This window comes from Kordiimonas aestuarii (assembly GCF_025574465.1).
GTDB lineage: Bacteria > Pseudomonadota > Alphaproteobacteria > Sphingomonadales > Kordiimonadaceae > Kordiimonas > Kordiimonas aestuarii.
Genome location: NZ_JAOBPP010000013.1, coordinates 122398 through 142094 on the forward strand (window position 1 = coordinate 122398; position 19697 = coordinate 142094).

Annotated in this window: 19 protein-coding genes; 6 read left to right on the plus strand and 13 right to left on the minus strand. The window is 52.7% G+C overall.

The features are described 5' to 3' along the window. Nucleotides 1-5: 5 nt before the first annotated feature. Complete coding sequence (locus tag OEU85_RS03365) at nt 6-1130, plus strand: glycosyltransferase (protein ID WP_262690028.1); 1125 nt, start codon at nt 6-8, stop codon at nt 1128-1130. A 2-nt stretch (nt 1131-1132) separates the two neighbouring features. Here OEU85_RS03365 and OEU85_RS03370 read toward each other — a convergent pair whose 3' ends face one another. The 7 genes from OEU85_RS03370 to OEU85_RS03400 are packed head-to-tail and all read right to left on the minus strand — an operon-like array spanning nt 1133 to nt 9276. Then, complete coding sequence (locus OEU85_RS03370) at nt 1133-2599, minus strand: flippase (protein WP_262690029.1); 1467 nt, start codon at nt 2597-2599, stop codon at nt 1133-1135. A gap of 31 nt (nt 2600-2630) precedes the next feature. Beyond that, nucleotides 2631-3389: a glycosyltransferase family protein gene (locus OEU85_RS03375; protein ID WP_262690030.1), complete on the minus strand. Its 759-nt coding sequence runs from the start codon at nt 3387-3389 to the stop codon at nt 2631-2633. Next, entirely contained in the window at nt 3386-5011 is a 1626-nt protein-coding gene (locus OEU85_RS03380) for a hypothetical protein (protein WP_262690031.1), read from the minus strand. The genes OEU85_RS03375 and OEU85_RS03380 overlap by 4 nt, the downstream gene beginning before the upstream one ends. Nucleotides 5012-5049: 38 nt before the next feature. After that, nucleotides 5050-5412 (minus strand): HAD family hydrolase, encoded by a 363-nt coding sequence (locus OEU85_RS03385; protein WP_262690032.1) that lies wholly within the window; start codon nt 5410-5412, stop codon nt 5050-5052. A 44-nt stretch (nt 5413-5456) separates the two neighbouring features. Continuing rightward, nucleotides 5457-6788 (minus strand): O-antigen ligase family protein, encoded by a 1332-nt coding sequence (locus tag OEU85_RS03390; RefSeq protein ID WP_262690033.1) that lies wholly within the window; start codon nt 6786-6788, stop codon nt 5457-5459. A 56-nt stretch (nt 6789-6844) separates the two neighbouring features. Beyond that, entirely contained in the window at nt 6845-7795 is a 951-nt protein-coding gene (locus OEU85_RS03395; RefSeq protein WP_262690034.1) for a UDP-glucuronic acid decarboxylase family protein, read from the minus strand. Nucleotides 7796-7818: 23 nt separating this feature from the next. Then, nucleotides 7819-9276, minus strand: coding sequence for an undecaprenyl-phosphate glucose phosphotransferase (locus tag OEU85_RS03400; RefSeq protein ID WP_262690035.1), 1458 nt, complete (start codon nt 9274-9276; stop codon nt 7819-7821). A 434-nt stretch (nt 9277-9710) separates the two neighbouring features. On the opposite strand from OEU85_RS03400, the gene OEU85_RS03405 reads away from it, so the two are divergent. From OEU85_RS03405 to OEU85_RS03415, 3 genes are read left to right on the plus strand one after another with little or no spacing between them, the layout of a single operon-like run. Beyond that, nucleotides 9711-11135, plus strand: a complete 1425-nt coding sequence (locus OEU85_RS03405) for a cytochrome ubiquinol oxidase subunit I (protein WP_262690036.1) — start codon at nt 9711-9713, stop codon at nt 11133-11135. Further along, complete coding sequence (gene cydB / locus OEU85_RS03410; protein WP_262690037.1) at nt 11125-12129, plus strand: cytochrome d ubiquinol oxidase subunit II; 1005 nt, start codon at nt 11125-11127, stop codon at nt 12127-12129. The genes OEU85_RS03405 and cydB overlap by 11 nt, the downstream gene beginning before the upstream one ends. Beyond that, nucleotides 12129-12257 (plus strand): DUF2474 family protein, encoded by a 129-nt coding sequence (locus OEU85_RS03415; RefSeq protein WP_262690038.1) that lies wholly within the window; start codon nt 12129-12131, stop codon nt 12255-12257. Before cydB ends, OEU85_RS03415 begins: the two co-directional genes overlap by 1 nt. Before the next feature lie 129 nt (nt 12258-12386). On the opposite strand, the gene OEU85_RS03420 is transcribed toward OEU85_RS03415, so the two are convergent. Further along, nucleotides 12387-13121 carry a hypothetical protein gene (locus tag OEU85_RS03420; RefSeq protein WP_262690039.1) on the minus strand — a complete coding sequence of 245 codons (735 nt, stop codon included), beginning with the start codon at nt 13119-13121 and terminating at the stop codon, nt 12387-12389. A 61-nt stretch (nt 13122-13182) separates the two neighbouring features. Here OEU85_RS03420 and OEU85_RS03425 point away from each other — a divergent pair, with 61 nt between their 5' ends. Continuing rightward, entirely contained in the window at nt 13183-14235 is a 1053-nt protein-coding gene (locus OEU85_RS03425; RefSeq protein WP_262690040.1) for an oxidoreductase, read from the plus strand. 27 nt (nt 14236-14262) lie between these two features. Here OEU85_RS03425 and OEU85_RS03430 read toward each other — a convergent pair whose 3' ends face one another. The 5 genes from OEU85_RS03430 to OEU85_RS03450 form a co-directional block, all read right to left on the minus strand. After that, complete coding sequence (locus OEU85_RS03430; protein WP_262690041.1) at nt 14263-14823, minus strand: GNAT family N-acetyltransferase; 561 nt, start codon at nt 14821-14823, stop codon at nt 14263-14265. 45 nt (nt 14824-14868) lie between these two features. Beyond that, a complete protein-coding gene (locus OEU85_RS03435) occupies nt 14869-15219 on the minus strand; it encodes a hypothetical protein (protein WP_262690042.1) in 351 nt (116 codons plus the stop codon). Between the two features lie 159 nt (nt 15220-15378). Then, nucleotides 15379-16029, minus strand: a complete 651-nt coding sequence (locus OEU85_RS03440; protein WP_262690043.1) for a phage tail protein — start codon at nt 16027-16029, stop codon at nt 15379-15381. Nucleotides 16030-16103: 74 nt separating this feature from the next. After that, nucleotides 16104-16511, minus strand: a complete 408-nt coding sequence (locus OEU85_RS03445; protein WP_262690044.1) for a DUF6916 family protein — start codon at nt 16509-16511, stop codon at nt 16104-16106. A 55-nt stretch (nt 16512-16566) separates the two neighbouring features. Next, nucleotides 16567-17202: a phage tail protein gene (locus OEU85_RS03450; RefSeq protein ID WP_262690045.1), complete on the minus strand. Its 636-nt coding sequence runs from the start codon at nt 17200-17202 to the stop codon at nt 16567-16569. 574 nt (nt 17203-17776) lie between these two features. On the opposite strand from OEU85_RS03450, the gene OEU85_RS03455 reads away from it, so the two are divergent. Continuing rightward, on the plus strand, nt 17777-19697 hold a 1921-nt coding region (locus tag OEU85_RS03455; RefSeq protein ID WP_262690046.1), incomplete at its 3' end, for a DUF4347 domain-containing protein.

Here is a 19697-nt window from a genome sequence, read left to right on the forward strand (position 1 = left end):
TTCAAATGCGCATCATACATATATCCGAAAAGCACACAGCGGCAGCCGGCGGAACAACCAAGGCGGTGCATGGCCTGGCTAGTGCCTTGCAAATGCGCGGCCATAAAAATTCCATTGTTGCATCCGGGGCGGAGCCAATGGCGGCCCCCGAGGGTGTGCGTCTGCTTTCAACAAAAGCAGAACCCAGTTTCATGGGACGTTTCTGGCATTATTCGCCCGTATTTCCTCGTTTACTCAAAGAGGAAATTGAAGCGTTCAAGCCAGATATTATACACCTGCACGGGTTTTGGATGGGGCCGCAGTTTGTGGCTGCAAAAATTGCTGCGGACCTCGGCATCCCCAGTATTTTATCTGTTCATGGCAGCTTGTTTTACAGGCGGTGGCAAAAAGCATTTCGTCTGTCCCACTTGAAAAAAGGCCTATACGCTCATTGGCTTGCCCGGCCCAGACTCTCAAGAGTCTCCCTGGTGCACGCTATAACTTTGCAGGAACAAGAACTGCTTGACGGCTTTTTTCCCCATCACGTCATCACCTGTATACCAAACAGCATAGAATTGAATGAGACGTTGGTTGATCCTCTTCCTGCGGAGAAACATTTTGCTTTTATTGGCCGCATATCGCCTGAGAAAAACTTGGAGAACCTCATCGCGGCGTTCATGCAAAGCAGCTTGGCGAGTGATTGGCGGCTGAGCATCGTGGGCCCGGTCGGTGACGATACTTATCATGCTGGTTTGTGTGAGCAGGCAAAACCCGCCGGCGACCGGATCACGTTTACAGGGCCACTCTACGGTGCGGATAAAGACCGTCTGATCCGTACGTTACAGGCAGCGGTTGTGCCTTCCTACACGGAGGTTATCAGCCTGGTCAATCTGGAGTGTGCTGCTGTGCAGGTGCCAACCATAACAACAAGGGAAACTGGGCTTACCGAATGGCAGGATCACGGCGGGCTTTTGGCTGGTTGCGACGCGGCTTCCCTGGCAGAGGCGCTTGAACGGGCAGCATGCTGGGGCGAGGACGAGCGACGTAACCGGGGCGCAAGCCTCAGGCAACTGGTGGAAAAAAAATACAGTAGCGCCGTCGTGACAGACAAGTGGGAACAAACCTACCAGACACTATTGTCCGAGCGCTGACCTTACAGCGCTTGCAATGTAACGCGCTTCTTGTGGCGATGCAGCACAAGCCATATCAAACCGGGCATGCATAGACCTGCGAAAATGACGTAATCGATAATATTGATGCCAAGAATGTCATACGGAATCGTGTCGCCGATGTAGTTTGCGACGAAAGCAGACGCTATTATCATGAGGCCCGCAGCCAGCGCATATATGTCGGGTATCAGGAAATTGAGTTTACGCCATATATAGACACTATAGAAGATGCGCATCGCGGCGAGGGAGGCAAGCGTCGCCATGGCGGCTCCCTCCACCCCGTAAACCGGAATAAGCAGCCAGTTCAATGCGACGTTCATGATGGTTTGGCCAAAGCTCGCGTAGACGGTAAAGCGTTCTTTTCCGATAACCAGCAACAAGCGTCCAACCGGGCCCGGCAACGCCGCTATAAACTGTGCAATCACCAACAGAATAAGTGCGGGGCCAGCGTTGATAAAGTCGGGGCCAAACAGGCCGAGTATTGCTTCGCCCTCCATAAGCAAACAGGCTCCGATCAATCCGGCAACGATCAAGCCAAGCAGTGAATACCAGCGGTAGTAATCAGCGGTAGACACATGGTCGCCGCGTGCAAACGTGCTGGCACACACAGGCATAATAAGGCTGCCCATTGCGACTACGCCAATTTGCATGTTCAGGCCAAGCAACGCGACGACATTATACAGGCCCACGTCAGCGAGGGAACCAAGCTTTGCCAACATGAAACGGTCCACATTGCTCCAGATTACCCAGTTGATATGGGTCATGAAAATGGCGAGGGAAAAGCCGATCAGGCGCTTTAGTTCCTGCTTTGGTAAAAAGCCAACAAGAAGGTGAGGTACCCGTAAAAGAGGGGCTAGGCATAGAATGCTTAAAGCCACATGTCCTGCAAGCAGTATCCACCCGAAGTCTGCGGCGGAAGGCGAAGGGCCAAAGACCGGAATACACAACAAGAGGATAAGCAGCGCCCGCCCTACCAGCACCAATTGTTGTTGGAGGATCTTTTGCTGCGCTTGCGCGAACGTCGATACCATGAGGATAAAGCTGTAGAATGGTACAGCCATCATCGTAAGTCCAAGCAGGCGCGTGAATTCATCGCCAGCTTCAAAGTAGTGGCTGATCGGTTCACTGAACGTGGCCAGCGCGATACATATCGGTATGGTCACGATTAGCGTAAGGCTTGTTGAGGATATGAAGATTTTGTGGAATTGATGTCTGTCGCCGGTAGCCAGGGCGCTGGCGCCGAAACGGACGAGTCCCTCGGTCAGTCCGAGACTCGCGAATGACTGGACCATAATGAAAAAGGATAGGCCCAAGGCAACGGCGCCATATCCTTCAGCTCCCAAAAGGCGGGCGAGCACAATGTTGGTAACGAGAGCCAGCGCTTTTTGTATAATATTGCCGCCCAAGGCTAACGATGGCTTGGACTTCAGCAGATTGATCGGGAGTTGCACGGCGGAACCTTTCGTGGCGCGGACGCCTGATTCAGAACCCAAGCTTTAGCGATAGCTGTGCTAGTTCATCTGGGGTCTCTTTCAGAGCCTCATACTCTGCGGGGACGCCGCAGAAGATCACTGCGCGGGGCTCGAGCACTTTATATCCAACCTTTAAATCCCGAGATATGAGCTGGTTATATAGGGGAGCGATGTAGTGCTCGCTAATTTTTTGCGACGGATTAGCCAACTCAGCGGCATATGCCTGATCAAACAGCGACCGCTGTGCAAAATAGTATAAACCCGTGCTGCAAAGATTGGAGATCCTTTGCTTTTCAACCACTCGCCGTGCAACCATTTCTGCATCTGGGTCAGGGTCGACAAATGACCAGCCTGATCCATCCCCTTTGAAAACCTCCAGAAAGCCGGCACAGCCTTTGGCTTGGGGCGACATTTCAAATCCGGGGCGGAAAGTATCAATATTGAAGATAGTCAGCGGTTCAGTAGAGGTAACATCCAGTGTTTTCAAGCCAAGGGCAACTGTCTCGGCTTGTCCCGCGGTTTGTTCTTCCAACTCCAGCACATGGAACGTGTCAATATTCAACGCGACAGCTCGGGAGGATACAAAATCCTTTGCTCCCATTTGCGCACTGACAACAAAAAGAAATGTCTCGCTGCCAAACTGATTTCGAAAAGACGCTGTTGCGTAATCGAAAACGGGACGTGCTGCCAGCGGCAACTCATATTTTGGCTGCGTGTAGCCGGCATCAAAAAAACGGCTACTTTTGCCCGCCATTGGAATAATGATCAACGCTCAGTCTCCATTAGATCGCGATGAATTTGCAGCGCATTGGCGAGCATGATTGATTGACGCCGCGCATCGTCATTGTGCAGTGGCAACATGGTTATAAACAGCAGTGCCATGATAGCGAGAATTTCGTTGTCTATAACGGGCTTTCCCTCAACGGTACTTTCTGCGAGATCCTGTTGTAGAAAATCGATTAGCGCCGACGTGGGGCGTTTGAACGAGAAGTTACGCTCTGCATGCTCTTCAAACGATGCTCGGCCGACCAGAAGGTAATCATAACACCCGACAATGGAATGGGCCAATTTAGCGAGGTCGTATCGATAGTCTCCGTAAATAGACTGGTTGTCAGGAGTGACGGCGCCGCGCGGATCCACGATCTTGATCTGGCGAGACCGGAAATCAAAGAATGTGTTACCGAAGAAAAAATCGCCGTGCCAGAGGCATATATGCGCTGGCGTCGTCTTTTGGATCTGGGCTAGCAGGTCTGCGGAGATTTTGTTCAGACTGGGCGTTTCGGTTCCATTTAGTAAATAGGTATCGTCTTCATCCCAGCTTCGTTGTTTGCAAAAGTCGGTCACCCGGGCGTAGGTCTTGTTGACATACACTTCCTGGTGAAAGGTATTTGCGTAGGCGTTACCGTGAAAAGGATGTCCCTCAGGAGGCCGAATAGCACGACAGTTGCTTAAAAACCCTGTGCATTTGGTTATGATATGACGCCACACGTAGGTTGGGAGCCGGCCAAAGACAAAAAGTTCTGCAAGGGTGGGTTGGTAAAGATATTCCAGGCAGTATCCGGCACGCCCATCAACCTCTGTTTCGCCAAAAAACTGCGGTACAAATGGCTTGATCTCTCGTGGCAGGTTCTGGAACCAGGCGGCCTCGGCTTTCATTTTCTTCCCATGGCGCGAGGTCTTTGTTATTGAGATACCGTCGGAGGTAATATCGTTGAAAGCGCGACTGGTGAGCATTTTACGTTTGGACCGGTAAATCAGCGGCAGGTGACCAAAGTCGTACCATCCGTGAGCGGCTGCATAAGAGAACGGCCGCACGGCGGCATATTCATTCAGGCATCCGATGAAGTCATCATTGCGGGATGTGATATCGAGCAGTGCTTGGGGGTCAGAGAAGGCAAAAAAACCACAAACGACCTCGCGTGTGGAGCGTCCGTCGCCCAATCTGCTTCTGATGACAGGTTCATGACCGCTGTCATGGTCGATGAACGCCCACTCATAATATTCTGTAGTTTGCCCGGTTGCGATCCAGTCGGCCGCTTCGTCAACCTCACCAGTGATAAGAGTATCACCATATAGCAGGTAGGTTTTTTCATCTGCACCAGCGTGCGAAAGCGCATAATTGACCGCCTGAGACAGGTTTAGGCCGGATGGTGCACGCAAGAGCGATACCAACTGGGCATCAAGTATATCTTGGTCCCAAGGGTCAACTTCGTACGATTCAGGAATAGTCAAGATGACCTCAGCGTCCAGCTGAGCTGCTATTTCAAGCTGCAGTTCATAAAGCCTTCTGGTGCCCAGTGGCAAAAAAGCTGGCGGGATTTTGCCGAATTCAGCGACTATTTCGGCGGAACAATAAGCGCCAGATAAGATGATGAGCTTTGGTGTTTGCATCGAATTTTTATTCTTCCCCCAAGACGGCAAAACAATAGCTACATTTCAAGCAGTGTACGTATTTCTTCGTATGTTTTCTCAACAAATTCATTCGGGCGCACGGCTCGATCATCAATATAAAAGCCGTCATGGCCACACCACGGCTTGCCCATCCAGATTTCATCGTAGGGTATACCGTTGGTTTCGAGCCATTTGACAAGTGTTGGTACGGTTTTTGCTGTTATCTTGCCGAGATTATTTTCGTGCGTCCGCATGTTGCGGCTGGAATACAAGACAATTTCAAACCCCTGTGCCTTATAGGCCCGCAACTGCTCGATTACAGGCTGGTTCGGCTCGAGGGCAGCATAATCGTCACCCGGAATGGTCATAGTATTATCAATGTCGACGACTAACCGTTTCACCAAATAACCCCTTATACATATTCAACTAAAGCCTGAGCCTGTACCTACCTGACTGCTTGCGGGGCGTCTAGTTGTATATCCGATCGCGTTTTGGCCTCATTCGCTGCGATCGCCGCCAAACACAAAGCTAAAAGGAAAACTGCCGATAAAGAAATAGCGGGAATCTGAAAGGGAAAATCTACGACAGCATGCAAGCTGAGCTGAGTCAGAACCCCGACAGCCATATATTTAAAACCGGTGACACGTGCGTTGTGTGAGCGCACCAGCGGATTGAAAACCAGCAGGAATAGTGAGAACAAGAAAACGGCCGAAGCCGGTAAGCCTGCCGTCATTGCCAGCTCAAGATAGTCACTATGGGCTCGGTCAAAGAATAGGGTTACCTCTGAAGGCCTCACCATGCGAAAAGCTGTTTCAAAACTACCGATACCGTATCCTGTAATGGGTCGCTCCCAGATGGCGTGAAGAATGGCTGGATAGACATCAAACCTTTGATCTGAAAATATTTCTTTCTCAAGCCGTTCGTTGAAGTAGGTGCCGCTGAACCACCAAAGTATGATAAGTATTCCTATCATGCCGAATACCCACGCGAAAGCACTGCTGCTGAAACCCTTTTTTGATTTTATCCATAAAAAAAACAACACAAGCAGCCCTGCCATCACTGAGAGAACACCCGCACGGGAGCCCGTCATGAGCAGTGCGGTCATGCAAAAGAGAGCCGAAGCGATATAGAACCAGCCTTCACGGATGAACGACTTTATCAAAAGTGTTGTGTCCGATACTTGCCAGGCGGGCTGAGACCGGTTTCTTCCGAGCCAGGACAGGGTCAGACTTGTGGATGTTATGAGGCCAAGGCCACAATAGGCGGCAAAATTATTTGGGTTAATGAAACTTGAGGTCAATGCAATTTTATATGCAGTTTTGGGGTACCAAAGGACATGGGTGCCATCAAGGACGAAGGAAAAGAAGCCGTATAGGCTGTAGACCACCACAATAAACGAGAATATTTTTAGTAAGGTCTTGAGTTGGCCAGGCTGTTGCCTGCCATAGGTATAGCAAATTACAAAAAACAGGCCATGTGCGAGAAACAATGCTGCTACCTTGATGGACTGAAGCGGCTCAATAGACAAGGCTCCGGTGCCTGTAACGTCAGTAGCCTGGAAAAAACACCAGATTACAAACAACACGAAACATAAAAGCCCGCCGCTGTATGTTCCGGCGGCTTCGATTCCGAGCGGGTTTTTGATTTTCCGAGTTGCCAGCACCAGCCACAACCCAGCCGCTGAAATATAGATGATCCAGAACCATTGCCATTCTGCACGCGCACTACCAAAGGGTAGTGGTACGATCGCGAGCAGAAAAACAATTAACCACTTCAAAGCTGGTACTCTCTCTGGAATATACCGACGCCATCAGGGCAACACCGGGAATTTGATCAGGCGTCGCTCAGTAGCCCATCAAAATATGTGATGGTTTTTTTCAGGCCTTCGGTAAGTTGGACTTTTGGCGACCAGCCTAAAACCTTCTCCGCCTTGGTGAGGTCAGGGCGGCGCTGGAGCGGGTCGTTTTCAGGAAGGGGTTCAAAGCGAAGTTCCGACCGCGAACCGGTAAGATCAATGACCTGTTCTGCAAGTGCGCGGATGGTGAATTCGCCGGCGTTGCCCAAGTTGATTGGTCCCGTGACTTCGCGCGGACTTGCCATAAGGCCCAGGAAGCCACCCACCAGGTCATCGACGTAGCAGAAGGAGCGTGTCTGCGAGCCGTCTCCGTATATTGTAATGTCATGCCCCTGAAGCGCCTGAACGATGAAATTGGAAACCACACGTCCGTCATTCGGGTGCATGCGTGGGCCATAGGTATTGAATATCCGCGCTACCTTGATTTCAAGATCATGTTGACGAAGGTAGTCAAAGAACAATGTTTCTGCGCAGCGCTTTCCTTCGTCATAACAGGAGCGGGGGCCGATCGGATTGACGTTGCCCCAATACTCTTCTGACTGAGGGTGTACCAGAGGGTCCCCGTATACTTCGCTCGTTGATGCCTGGAATATTTTGGCTTGCAGGCGCTTGGCGAGGCCCAGCATGTTGATGGCACCATGGACGCTTGTCTTTGTCGTTTGCACCGGATCGCGCTGATAGTGGATTGGCGACGCCGGACAGGCCAGATTGTATATTTCGTCAACTTCTACATAGAGCGGAAAGGTTACGTCATGACGCAGCAGTTCGAAATTTGGATTATCCAGCAGGTGCAGTATATTGCGGCGCGCCCCGGTGTAAAAATTATCGAGGCATAAGACCTCATGTCCCTGATCGAGAAGGCGTTCACACAGGTGGGACCCGAGAAAACCAGCGCCACCAGTTACCAGAACACGTTTAACGGTTTGCACGCATTATTCCTTTAATTGGATGATTAGTAAGCGTTTTTATCAAGCAGCGCAGGCGCGGTCATGATCAGTATACGTAAATCCAGCCAGACCGACCAGTGATCCACATACCAGAGATCATACTCGACCCGTTTTGTCATCTTTTCGAGCGTATCGGTTTCGCCGCGCAGGCCATGGATTTGTGCCCAGCCTGTTATGCCCGGCTTCACCTTGTGCCGCGCCAGATACGCCTCAACATCGTTCAGAACCTGATCGGAAAGTGCAACCGGGTGCGGCCGCGGCCCTACCAATGACATGTCCCCCTTAACCACATTCAATAACTGCGGTAATTCATCAATGCTTGTTCTGCGAATGATGCGACCAAGGCGCGTAACGCGGGGGTCGCTTTTGGTTGCTTGTCTAAACTCATTGTCTTGCGGAGGCTTGAAATACATTGAGCGGAATTTGAAGACCTTGAATGTACCATTGGCAAAGCCGTGTCGTTCCTGGCGGAAAAATACAGGTCCTGGGCTGTCCAGCTTGATCATGATCGCGATGACCAGGAGGAAGGGACTGAGAAGAAGCAGAAGGAGACTACCCAGTACAAGATCTTCAGCACGCTTCAGAATAAGGGCGCTGCTGGAAAGCGGGCGTCTACCCAGCGTTACGGCGGGTAGACCCGCGTGCTGTCCTACCTCACGGCCCGGGAATACATTTGCCACCGGAAGTATCGGAGCATGTATCTCACATGGCAGGACCGAAAGGCTGGCCCTGACAGCGTCAACCTCATCAACATTGTCCCAGTCAAGTGCGAGCCAGACACTGTCAATGTCGAGGCCGTGGCATTGATCTATCAATTGCCGGACATGCCCGGTCCGTGTCGACTGCTCTATCCCCTTCAGGTCGGTTGCCGCATCGGCGCCAAATACACCCACGATAATCGTGTTGGCACTCTGGCGTTGTAGAAGGTCAATCAGGTCGGCAGCGCATTTGTCATTGGAACTTACAATCGCGACCCGGCTATACAGGTGCCCGGCCAAGCCCGCACGCCTGGCCGCGATATTCCACAAAAAACGAACGGTAAGCAGCCCAACGCCACCGAGCAGGAACCAATATCCAGCCCATAACCGGGAGAAGCCCTGGCCACTTTTAGTTGCGAACGCAATTGCTGCGACACCGAGGACCACATAAACCCAGATTGTTGCAACGTTGCGAAGGCCTTGCCAGATGGTTGTACGTTCAGGCAGAACATACAGGTCGGCCCTGATAGCCAGTATCCACCACCCAAACCAGGCAAGTACCGGGACAAGTGTATAGTCCGGAGCGAGCAACGAGAACTCAAAACGGATCAGCCAGGCAAGCTGTGCCGCCGCAAAAATAATCAATATGTCCGTGAGGAACATCAGCATCGTGCGCATGTCGGAACGCCAGAACGCACGTCCCTTCGACGGCTTGGACAAGTGCTTGTCCGCCGTTTCAAATATTGGGAAGCTAGAATCTAACACGTTGACCTCAGTTCTTGTATTTCAACAAGAAGTTTGCCTCGAAAACAATAATTTAGTGCGTACAGTTACACTCCGCGAAAATAACCGGGTGCGCCGCGCAAGATATCATTAAAATTACCAAAGTTTACCCTCATATCCATGTGAGTTACAAGATTTTATACGCCAGACAATTCTAGCTGGTTGTTTATTTCTGTCCGGTTGAAAAAAAGTATGAACGGCATCGGAACGTGGTACGTTCATACCAATCATTTTTCTGCAAGTGCGGAACAGGCCCCCGGCTCCCGCGCTGCGACACTGTGATACGACCCAACGTGCAACGCCTTTGAACAGGTCGCCGATGATGCGACACTGTGGTCACTTTACGCCCCGTGCTATATCTATATTTTTGATGTCGTTAGCACTGAGTGGAAGAGACTGCTGCAAAGGAAGCGCCTATGTCAGAATTTCTGAACGCCGAGCTGCTTGCCAGGGCACAATTCGCCTTTACCATTGCCTTCCATATTGTTTTTCCGGCTTTTACCATTGGGCTGGCCTCATATCTTGCGGTACTGGAAGGGCTCTGGCTTAGGACAGGAAATGACGCATATCTGGCGACGTATCGGTACTGGCTCAAGATATTTGCTGTTGCATTTGGCATGGGCGTCGTCTCTGGTCTTGTGATGAGCTATCAGTTCGGCACCAACTGGGCTGTGTTCTCCGACAAGGCCGGGCCTGTGATCGGCCCGCTGATGGGGTATGAAGTGCTTTCGGCCTTTTTCCTTGAGGCGGGTTTTCTCGGTATCATGCTGTTTGGCATGCAAAAGGTAGGTCGAAGGCTGCATTATTTTGCGACGCTGATGGTGGCTTTCGGTACTCTTTTTTCCGCATTCTGGATACTGAGTGTCAACAGCTGGATGCAGACTCCTGCGGGTTATGTCATCAATGAAGTGGGCCAGTTTGTCCCCGCAGACTGGTGGCAGGTGGTGTTTAATCCGTCCTTTCCCTATCGCCTCGTTCATATGGTTCTTGCCGCCTATCTGACCACAGCCTTTGTCGTCGGTGGTGTTGGCGCATGGCATCTTTTACGCCACCGGGAAAACCGGCCAGCACGCATCATGTTTTCAATGGGGCTGTGGATGGCAACAATTGTGGCACCTGTCCAGATTGTTGCGGGCGATATGCACGGGCTCAACACGCTTGAGCATCAGCCCCGCAAAGTGGCCGCGATGGAGGGCCATTACGAGACCGGGCGCGGCGTTCCGCTGATTTTGTTTGGCCTGCCCAATGACGAGACGGAGGAAGTGGATTATGCGCTTGAGGTCCCGAATGTTGCCAGCTTCATACTGACCCATGACTGGCAGGGCGAAGTGAAGGGGCTGAAAGAATGGCCCCGGGAAGACAGGCCTCCTGTCGCGATTGTGTTCTGGGCGTTTCGGGTGATGGTTGGCGTGGGGTTCCTTATGGCGACACTTGGCCTGTGGGCGCTTTATGCCCGGATGCGTGGCAGGCTGTATGACAGCCCGCTTCTCAAACGTGTGGCGGTCGTTCTCGCACCGTCCGGTTTTATCGCGGTGCTCGCCGGATGGGTGGTTACCGAAGTCGGACGACAGCCTTACACGGTGTACGGCATGTTGCGCACATCAGATTCGCTCTCCCCCATCGCGGCGCCTGCGGTCGCTACATCGCTTGCAATCTTTGCCATCGTCTATTTTGTCGTTTTTGGACTGGGTACCTTGTATATGCTGAAGCTTATGGCACACCGTCCTGAAGTTACCGAGCGTGGACCGGAAGAGGGGAAACCCATGCGCGCGGCGGGCACAACGCCGGTTGCTGCCTTCGAGGAACCTGAGCATCCGGAAGGAGATAGCCATGATGATTGATTTACCACTCGTATGGGCTTTCCTGATCGCAGCTGCAATTTTGATCTACGTGGTTCTGGATGGCTTTGATCTGGGTATCGGGATACTGTTCCCGTTTCTGAACAACCCAGAAGACCGCGATACCGCCGTGAATACCGTCGCGCCGGTATGGGACGGGAACGAAACGTGGTTGATTTTGGGCGGTGGCGGCCTGTTTGCAACATTCCCCCTTGCATACGCCATACTGATGCCAGCGCTGTATGTGCCCATTCTTGCAATGTTGTTTGGCCTCATATTTCGCGGCGTGGCTTTCGAATTTCGTTGGCGGGATGAAAAACATAAGCCCTATTGGGACTTCGGTTTTACGGCGGGTTCTATGGTGGCCGCATTTTGTCAGGGCATTGCGCTCGGCGCCTTCATTCAGGGAGTGGACGTCGATGGACGCGCCTATGCCGGTGGCTGGTGGGATTGGCTCACACCTTTCAGTTTGCTCACGGGTATTGCTCTGGTTGTAGGGTATACTTTGCTGGGGGCAACCTGGCTTGTCATGAAAACAGAAGGCAGCTTGGGCGAAAGGGCGGTAAGATATGCGCGGATTACGGTGGTGGGTATCCTCATTTTCATTGCCATAATCAGCGCAGCCACCCTGTCGTTGGATCCCAGTTTCATGGAGCGCTGGATGGCATGGCCCGCTGTGCTTTACTCAGCGCCAGTGCCCTTGGCGGTCGGGATTGTGACGTTCTGGCTTTGGCGATGCTTGGGGGAAAAAATGGATTTCAAACCGTTTATTGCCGCAATACTGCTTTTCATACTGTGTTTTATCGGGCTCGGGATTAGCCTTTTCCCCCATATGGTGCCGCCAGCTATTACCATATGGGAAGCGGCCGCGCCTGATGACAGTTTGTGGTTCCTGCTTGTCGGGACGGCAATATTGCTTCCGGTCATTCTTGGTTATACGGCTTACGCCTACTGGATTTTCCGTGGGAAAATACAAGCGGGAGAAGGGTATCACTAGTGCGAGACAAGCAGCAGGAAACGACGACGCTTTGGCGAAAGCTTGCATGGTTTGGCGCGATCTGGACGGTGAGCGTACTGGCGCTCGCCGCTGTGGGGGCGCTCATTCGCTGGGCCTTGTCGCTCTGACGGGCCCCGTGTAGTGTTTTCGTTGTATTTTGAGGGAGCAGGGCGTTTTTTTGAGTGTGAGAGGACCGTTTTTTAGAGGCTTTGTCTTGTTATAGCAATCCGTTGTCAGCCGCTTGGGCTTTATCCTGGCTAGTTCCCAAGATATTTTGCAGCCTCTTCATCGCCAGGCATCAGAAAGATCGCCCATTCGGTAAGGCCATGTTTTCTGCAATAGGCGCGGAATTTGTAATTCCACCACTGGTAACCAAGTCTGGTTTGCTCCTGAAGAACCGCGATGTCTGCGGGAAGTAACTCCTCGTATAGCAACACCCCAATTTGAAATCGCTGAAACAGCAGCCTGGGTTCAAACGGTGCGGCCTTGACGGATTGACGCCATGCGGTGAGGGCTTCGGCTCTATGGTCTGGGCCCAGCATCAATTGTGCGACGCTTAAATGCATCCAAGCATAAGGATTTTGAGGTGACCGCTTGGTCGTTTTTATTGACGCCTCTATCGAGAGCCGAGCGAAACGCTCACGGTTGTCGGCATCCTCAGACCTTTGAGCGCGGCGGAGGTATGTGCTCGCGAGATCTGCGTGCGCGCGAAGGTTGTCGCTGAATTCGAGCGCCTGCAGGCGTGATTCTTCAAGTACTCGTAGCGCTTGGTCGTCGACTGTTGCACCCGCGGATATCCGATACAGGATGGGGGTGCCTGGAACCAACATTAGATCGCTTAAGAAACGAGGCACTGCAATATATAGAAGGAAAAGGCAGCAACTGACAAACAAAGCTGATAGAGCCCGATCTGGAACTGTTTTTATCATTGAAAGTTGCTGTATGCCTGTTGTTAGGGCGATGTGCGAGACACCGGAACCCAAAATTGTCACGGAGCCCATCTTTTGTCAAACGCCTGCAACTGTTAAGGAAGATGACGTGAAGGGGGAACTTATGAAATCGGGAGACAATATCGTGCCCATTGGCGTTGGAGTGATTGGCTTTGGCCTGTCTGCCCGGGTATTCCATTTGCCCTTTATTGATGCAGTCCCGGAGTTTGAGCTGGCAGCCATCAGTACGTCACAGAAGGATGAGGCAAGCGGGAGTTGGCCGAACGCAAGTGTGTTTGCAGATGCACAGCAGGTGATTGCGCATCCAGACGTGGACCTGATCATTATCACAGCGCCCAACGATGCGCATTTCAGCCTTGCAAAGCAGGCACTCGTGGCGGGAAAACATGTGTTGCTCGAAAAACCCTTTGTCACCAATGTAGGTGACGGGGAAGAACTGGTGAAGTTAGCTCAGCAGTCTGGTTGCATTTTAAGCGTGTTTCACAATCGTCGCTGGGACGGTGATTTTCTGACCGTGAAAAAGCTGCTGTCGGACGGTACACTCGGCAAGATCCGGTTCTTCGAAACCCATTTTGACCGCTTCCGGCCTAATGTTCGCGATACGTGGCGAGAACGCGGAGGAGAAGGCAGTGGTATCCTCTTTGACCTTGGGTCCCATCTGATTGACCAGACGGTGGTTCTTTTTGGTATGCCGCGCGCGGTTACGGCGCAGGTTACTGCTCGTCGCGATAACGCCAAAACTGACGACATGTTCCGTCTCAGCTTTCATTATGACGATATGCTTGCGGTGCTTGTTTCAAGCCCGTTTTGCGCGGGGCCGAACCTGCGGTTCAAAGTGGAGGGGGAGGCGGGGAGTTATGTTAAATATGGCCTTGATCCGCAGGAGGAAAGATTACGCGCCGGACTGCGGCCAGTGGAGGCAGGCTGGGCTGAAGAAACTGCTGATGCCTATGGCACAATTTATACTGGCCATGGTGACACGAAGCCATGCCCAACAGAAGTTGGCGGCTATGATCAGTTTTTTCACGGCTTGGCCAACGCAGTCAACGGCGGTGGCCCGCCGCCTGTCGCGGGGCGGGAAGCTCTTGCAGTAATTCAACTGATTGAAGTGGCTCGCCGTAGCGCGACGCTGGGGCAGACGGTCTCGGTATGCTGACACCGGAGTGCAGACATGTCTGGGGCGCTATACCGTGCCGGCTGCGGCGCTGCGGGGGCCGATTTCTACAAGCCCGGCCATTTCATCGGCGGTAGGGAACCAGCTCATGCGGGCATAAACCTGATCCGACATGGTTGAATCTTCGACAAAACCATATTTTGCTAGAAATTTTGCCATGCTGAAATCGTCGCGCCGGGCAGGAACAAGTAAAGGCTTCTTGGTTTGCGCGGAGGCCTTCATCAACCACAACAGGATGCTTGAGCCAAAACCTTTACCCTGTGCCTTTTTGATGAAATCAAGGTCCACCAGTCGTAACTCGACAGGGTTAATATCAAGTGTGATCCGACCGATGCGGGTGCCGTTTTTTTCCAGTATCAAATAGATCGCATCTGGGAAGTTTTGGCCGTAACCACCTTTTTGCGCCTTCAACTGCCATTCGATGGTCATTTCGATGTAATCCGTGTCAGCATCCGCCATGCGCAGGTCATCCCGGTTGTCCCGGTACATTTTTGCCAGAAAATCCTTGTCGCTTGCTCGGGCGGGCCGTGCCGTAATGCCGTGGGGCAAGGTAACGTTTCCGTGAATCATGCCAAATCTCACTTAGGGGGTGGAACGATGAAAAGCTGGGAGTGTTTAGCCGAAGACAACATGAAAGTAGGCGCCGGGCGGCATATTAACCGGTCGCAGCGTCCGGTTTATCAACAGCCCGTCCACAGGCCCGTCGTCGAGGCCAAGGATGGCACCGTGAAACTCGGGCACCTGCTGCATCAGGTGGCTGGTGTCCTCTTCCGCTCTGAAGGTGATGCTAAAGGGTGTCCTGGTGCTATCCGGGGCTGCGGAATCGGGGCGTTCGTTGCACGCAACCAGCTCCACAGCAAGCGATACATCGCCACTCACGAGTTCATAGCCTGAATTGCCCTCGACGCTGAACTCATCCGCTGTCATTGCGCCAAGGCGTGCTGATGTTTTCTCATCAATATTCATTTTATCTCCTTCGAAAAGCATGATGCATACCAACCCCAGATTATTTACTGTTCACCATGGCCGCTTATCCTGCTTGCAGTGGGCATATGGTATTTTAGCATGTGACATTTTCAATTCACCGAAGCGGGCGGGGCCAAATAGTGCCCCGCCAGTGCAGCATCAACTACGCGCCGGATAAAGGCCTTCCGTACAGATGCAATAATTGACCACCAGCGATGGCTGGGTGAGGTCGATCAAGCTTGGTGTGAAGGCGCCAGCCTCATTGACAACCAGACCCTCGTTTATGAAACCACCGCCCCCGCCGCCGCTGGTCGCTACGCCACCAAGGCGGACGGTACCTGCCGTCGTCGCTTCTTCTGCTGATACATAGGTGAAGCCGCTCGTGGCTGTGCCAAGTGCATTGCTGCGCATAGCCAGATAGTTGCCATCTGCAGCTGGCGCCGCGCCGTGGGTTTCCGCGACAAGCACCGAGGTTTCACTTTCGTTTCCTCCGCCTGCCGGGTTGTAACTCGTCGAGTGGCTGTGTGCGGCCAGCGTATCTCTGGTGATAGGCCGCGTCGGCCACCCGTGTCTTTCGCCGAGAGCCCGTGGTGACAGTCCCGGGCCCATGCCGTACCCTACAGGAATTCGGCCCCTTAGGTCAGGCAGACCGAACGAGTTACGACAGTCGCCGTCGTATTGGCAACCAATCAACGAGAACAACCCCGGGTTCTGGTTGATGGCAATAAGGGCACCACTGCACCAATTCCAGTTCTCCGGTGTGAACTGGAAACCGAGCGCTTTTATAACGCCAAGATATTCTTCGAACATGGTAATCCTCCTGGATTTCCTCGCGTACCGGGTTTCTGCGACGTTCGCATCGCAATGTTACCCCGGTCGCCAGATCAACCGAGCGTAATCTCGTACAGCACACGGTCATCGGGTGCTGACACCTCTTCGCCAGCGGCTTCGGCGTCTGCGATTGCAGATGCGGCTGCTTTATGCACCGCCTTCGACAGACCCTCGCACTCCGGGTTATCGGCTTTGTTGTCGATATAGATTCCGGGCAGCGAGCCCACCTTCTCGAAGGTGATCTCATAAATGCCGTCTGGCACCTGATATCCGGCGGGACCACTCAGTGTCAGCGTGAAGGGGTCCGCGCGGCAATCCTTGGGCCGGGCGTCGTCCTTTTTTGCGTCACGAGTGTGAATTTCCTCAACCTTCAGAATAAGGTTGGGGCCGTCCATAACAATGATTTCGGCCTCTGTGCCTATCAGGCCTTCAAATGATTTTGCTGTAATTTTCTCTAACATCGTGCACCTCGTTGCGGATCGGAAATGAAGTCATGCTTTCGCATTTCGTTTCAACTCAGCTGCGTGACGGGAACTGACCTTGTACACAGATGCTGAAATTGATTCCGATACTTGGTTGCACTAGTTCGAAGGATCTGCTGGCGCCAGCGGTATTGATTGTCAGGGCCTGCGGATTGAAGGTGCCGCCGCCTGAACCGCTCACGCCGCCCAGCGCGACGACGCCGGCCGTTGTCGCCTCCGCCTCGGTGACGAACATAAAACCATTGGTGCTGGTGCCGAGCGCGTTGCTGGGCATGGCAAGATAGTGGTCATCTGCCGCCGGCTTGGTGCCATGGGTGTTGGCCACCTCCACGGTGGTGTCAATCGCGCCGCCGCTACCGCCGCCTGTATAGGAATGCGTGTGCGTGTGTGCGGGCAGGTGGGTACTGTTGAGGGTGATCGATTCCACTCCCGGACGTTGTCCTATCACCCGGCTCTGCAGACCCGGCCCCTGACCGTGGCCTATCGGCGCGCGTCCCCGCATCTCAGGTAAACCAAAAGATACCCTGCCATCGCCGCCGAAATTGTCGCCTAGCAAGGAAAAAAGCGCCGAGTTCTGGGAAATGCTGATAAGGGCGCCGTTGCATAAACTCCAGTATCGCGGAGCAAAGCTAAAGCCAAGTGCCTGTATGACTCCAAGGTAGCCTTCCATTGATCTCTCCCCTCAAGATTAAAATAAAGCTATTCTGACAACTGATAGTAGTAATATTCAACGTGAAGAGCCAAGCTGAGTCAATTTATATTTGTAATTTAGGAGCGAGTTTTTGTCATAATTACATAAATAGATTGTATTATGTGGCAGCACTGTTACGGCGACCTATATGTTGAAAGCAAGGAAATCAATAACTTGAAGCGCGGCCTTTGTGTTCAAGGCAGTGCCTCATAAGAAAGCAACAGCAAAAAGTTAACACTTAACGGCCGGAATTAATTTATTTCTAAGTATTAAGGCGTCATGCTGACTTCTTGTTCAATTTTTGAGGGAGGGCGTTTTTAAATTTACCGACGCATGTTGCTATTTTCATATAAATAGTCGTAATTTACGTATAATTTTATCGGGGTTACTTGTTTTTAATTTTTCCGTGAACAATAATCGGCAGGCATGACTTCGGCAGGGCTGCTTTTCTAAGTAAGCGATATGATTGCAGAAATATCGCCTTAAGTCGTCTGTTTAATCCGAAATCGCCAAACGGTCAGTTGTATTGTTTTGACGGGCAAGGGCAATTCAAATGAAAATCGATTCCACCTTTATTAATCAAGGCGCGCAAGGTCAGGAAACAGAGTCTGGCACAGGCCAGGCTGTCGCGGCACCCGCGCATGACATTGTGGTAGTTGATACCGCGGTGAATGGTTACGAAACGCTGCTTGCCGGCGTTGCTCCTGACACAGAAGTGATCTTGATTGGTTCTGGCGGGCTGGGGGATCTTGTTGCTGCCCTTGAAGGGCGGACCGATATCGACTCGCTGCAGATCCTTTCGCACGGTAATGTCGGTTCCTTCCGGCTGGGGCCGGATGAGATCAATGCATCGACATTAGCCGATCATGCGGATGCGCTTATGCGCATCGGTGCGGCGCTGGGCGAAGATGGCGACATTCTGCTCTATGGTTGTCGTGTGGCTGAGGGGGGCGATGGCCTCGAATTTATTCAAATGCTTGCCGATGTGACAGGCGCCGATGTGGCGGCCTCCGACGATCTGACAGGCAGCGCCACGCGCGGCGGTGACTGGGAACTGGAAGCCAGTGTTGGTGAGATCGAAACGGTTGCTGTTTCTGCCGAAGATATGGATGGATTTCAGTCGCTTCTGGCAACCCCATCTGTGGGGATCACCTCCTTCAGCGTCGGCGCGTCCATAACATCTTCTATCAGTTCCAACCCCAGCATCACAGACGTGGACAGCACGGGTTTCGATGCAGAGGTCCTTGTTACGGGCGGGGTCGCGCAAGTCCAGATGGACGATGGGGGCTCGTTTGGTGAGGCCGTTTCAGAAGAACACGACGGGACGCTGCAATTCCACACCCCAAGCACAACATTAAGCTACGTTAGCATTCGCAGCAATGATGGCGCCGAGTTTCAACTCGATCAGTTCGAATTTGGTGCGACGCTTAGCATAACCAGTACGACCTTCACTTTCACGGGGTATCGGAACGGGAGTAGTGTGTCTGGCGCATCGGTGACCTATGATACAACGAACAACACCACGGGGGACGCTCAGGATGGTAACGGGACCGTAAGTTTTGGCTCCGATTGGGAAAACATTGACGAGATAAGAATTACCGCTGCGGATTCGTCCTACATAGACGTCGTCGCCGTTGACGATATCGTGGTCTCTGCCTCCGTTGCCAATAGTGCACCGGTGATCACCGTTGCGTCAGAGCCGACCGTCGGCGAAGACGAGAACGATATCAGTGTTTCTACTTTCAGTATCGCGGATGGTGATACCGATGATCAGGAAGTCACCATTACGGTCACCGGCGGTACGATTTCCATTGGCACCGGCAGCTTGTCTTTCACAGACGGGGATGGCTCTGACGACAGTAGCATGACCTTCAGCGGTTCCCTGAGTGCGGTCAATACCGCTCTGGCCGCCATGACCTTCACGCCGACGGCCGACCTGAGCGGCACAAATGCGGCATCAATCCAAGTGGTGACCGACGATGGCAGTGGTGACACGGACGACGAAACACTGACATTCGACATCACCGGTGCGGCTGATGCGCCAAGTTTTGGCGGTGACCTGACGGGCAGCCTCAATGAAGACACCGATACGTTTGGTGGCACGGCGACGGTTACGGACGCCGATGCAGGCGAGAGCACGTTCAATGTTGATACGGTGAATGGCAGTTATGGCGACCTGACCATCGCGGCCAATGGTGACTGGGTCTATGATCTGGATGAAGCCAACAGCGATGTGCAGGCGCTGGCGTCCGGCGATACACTTGGTGATACGCTGACGGTTTCCTCCGCCGATGGCACAGCACAGAACATCACCATCACCATCAATGGCGTCAACGATGCGGCCACCTTTGGCGGAACGCTGAGCAACAGCCTCAATGAAGACACGGACACGGTTGGCGGCACGGCGACGGTGACGGACGCCGATACAGGCGAGGGCACGTTCAATGTTGATACAGTGAATGGCAGTTATGGCG

What these genes read in the sequence shown, in the direction of transcription:
- OEU85_RS03365 (WP_262690028.1), top strand. Translation starts at nt 6, where the DNA reads ATGCGCATCATACATATATCCGAAAAGCACACAGCGGCAGCCGGCGGA.
- OEU85_RS03380 (WP_262690031.1), bottom strand. Translation starts at nt 5,011, where the DNA reads ATGCAAACACCAAAGCTCATCATCTTATCTGGCGCTTATTGTTCCGCC.
- OEU85_RS03405 (WP_262690036.1), top strand. Translation starts at nt 9,711, where the DNA reads ATGTCAGAATTTCTGAACGCCGAGCTGCTTGCCAGGGCACAATTCGCC.
- cydB (WP_262690037.1), top strand. Translation starts at nt 11,125, where the DNA reads ATGATGATTGATTTACCACTCGTATGGGCTTTCCTGATCGCAGCTGCA.
- OEU85_RS03425 (WP_262690040.1), top strand. Translation starts at nt 13,183, where the DNA reads ATGAAATCGGGAGACAATATCGTGCCCATTGGCGTTGGAGTGATTGGC.
- OEU85_RS03430 (WP_262690041.1), bottom strand. Translation starts at nt 14,823, where the DNA reads ATGATTCACGGAAACGTTACCTTGCCCCACGGCATTACGGCACGGCCC.
- OEU85_RS03435 (WP_262690042.1), bottom strand. Translation starts at nt 15,219, where the DNA reads ATGAATATTGATGAGAAAACATCAGCACGCCTTGGCGCAATGACAGCG.
- OEU85_RS03440 (WP_262690043.1), bottom strand. Translation starts at nt 16,029, where the DNA reads ATGTTCGAAGAATATCTTGGCGTTATAAAAGCGCTCGGTTTCCAGTTC.
- OEU85_RS03445 (WP_262690044.1), bottom strand. Translation starts at nt 16,511, where the DNA reads ATGTTAGAGAAAATTACAGCAAAATCATTTGAAGGCCTGATAGGCACA.
- OEU85_RS03450 (WP_262690045.1), bottom strand. Translation starts at nt 17,202, where the DNA reads ATGGAAGGCTACCTTGGAGTCATACAGGCACTTGGCTTTAGCTTTGCT.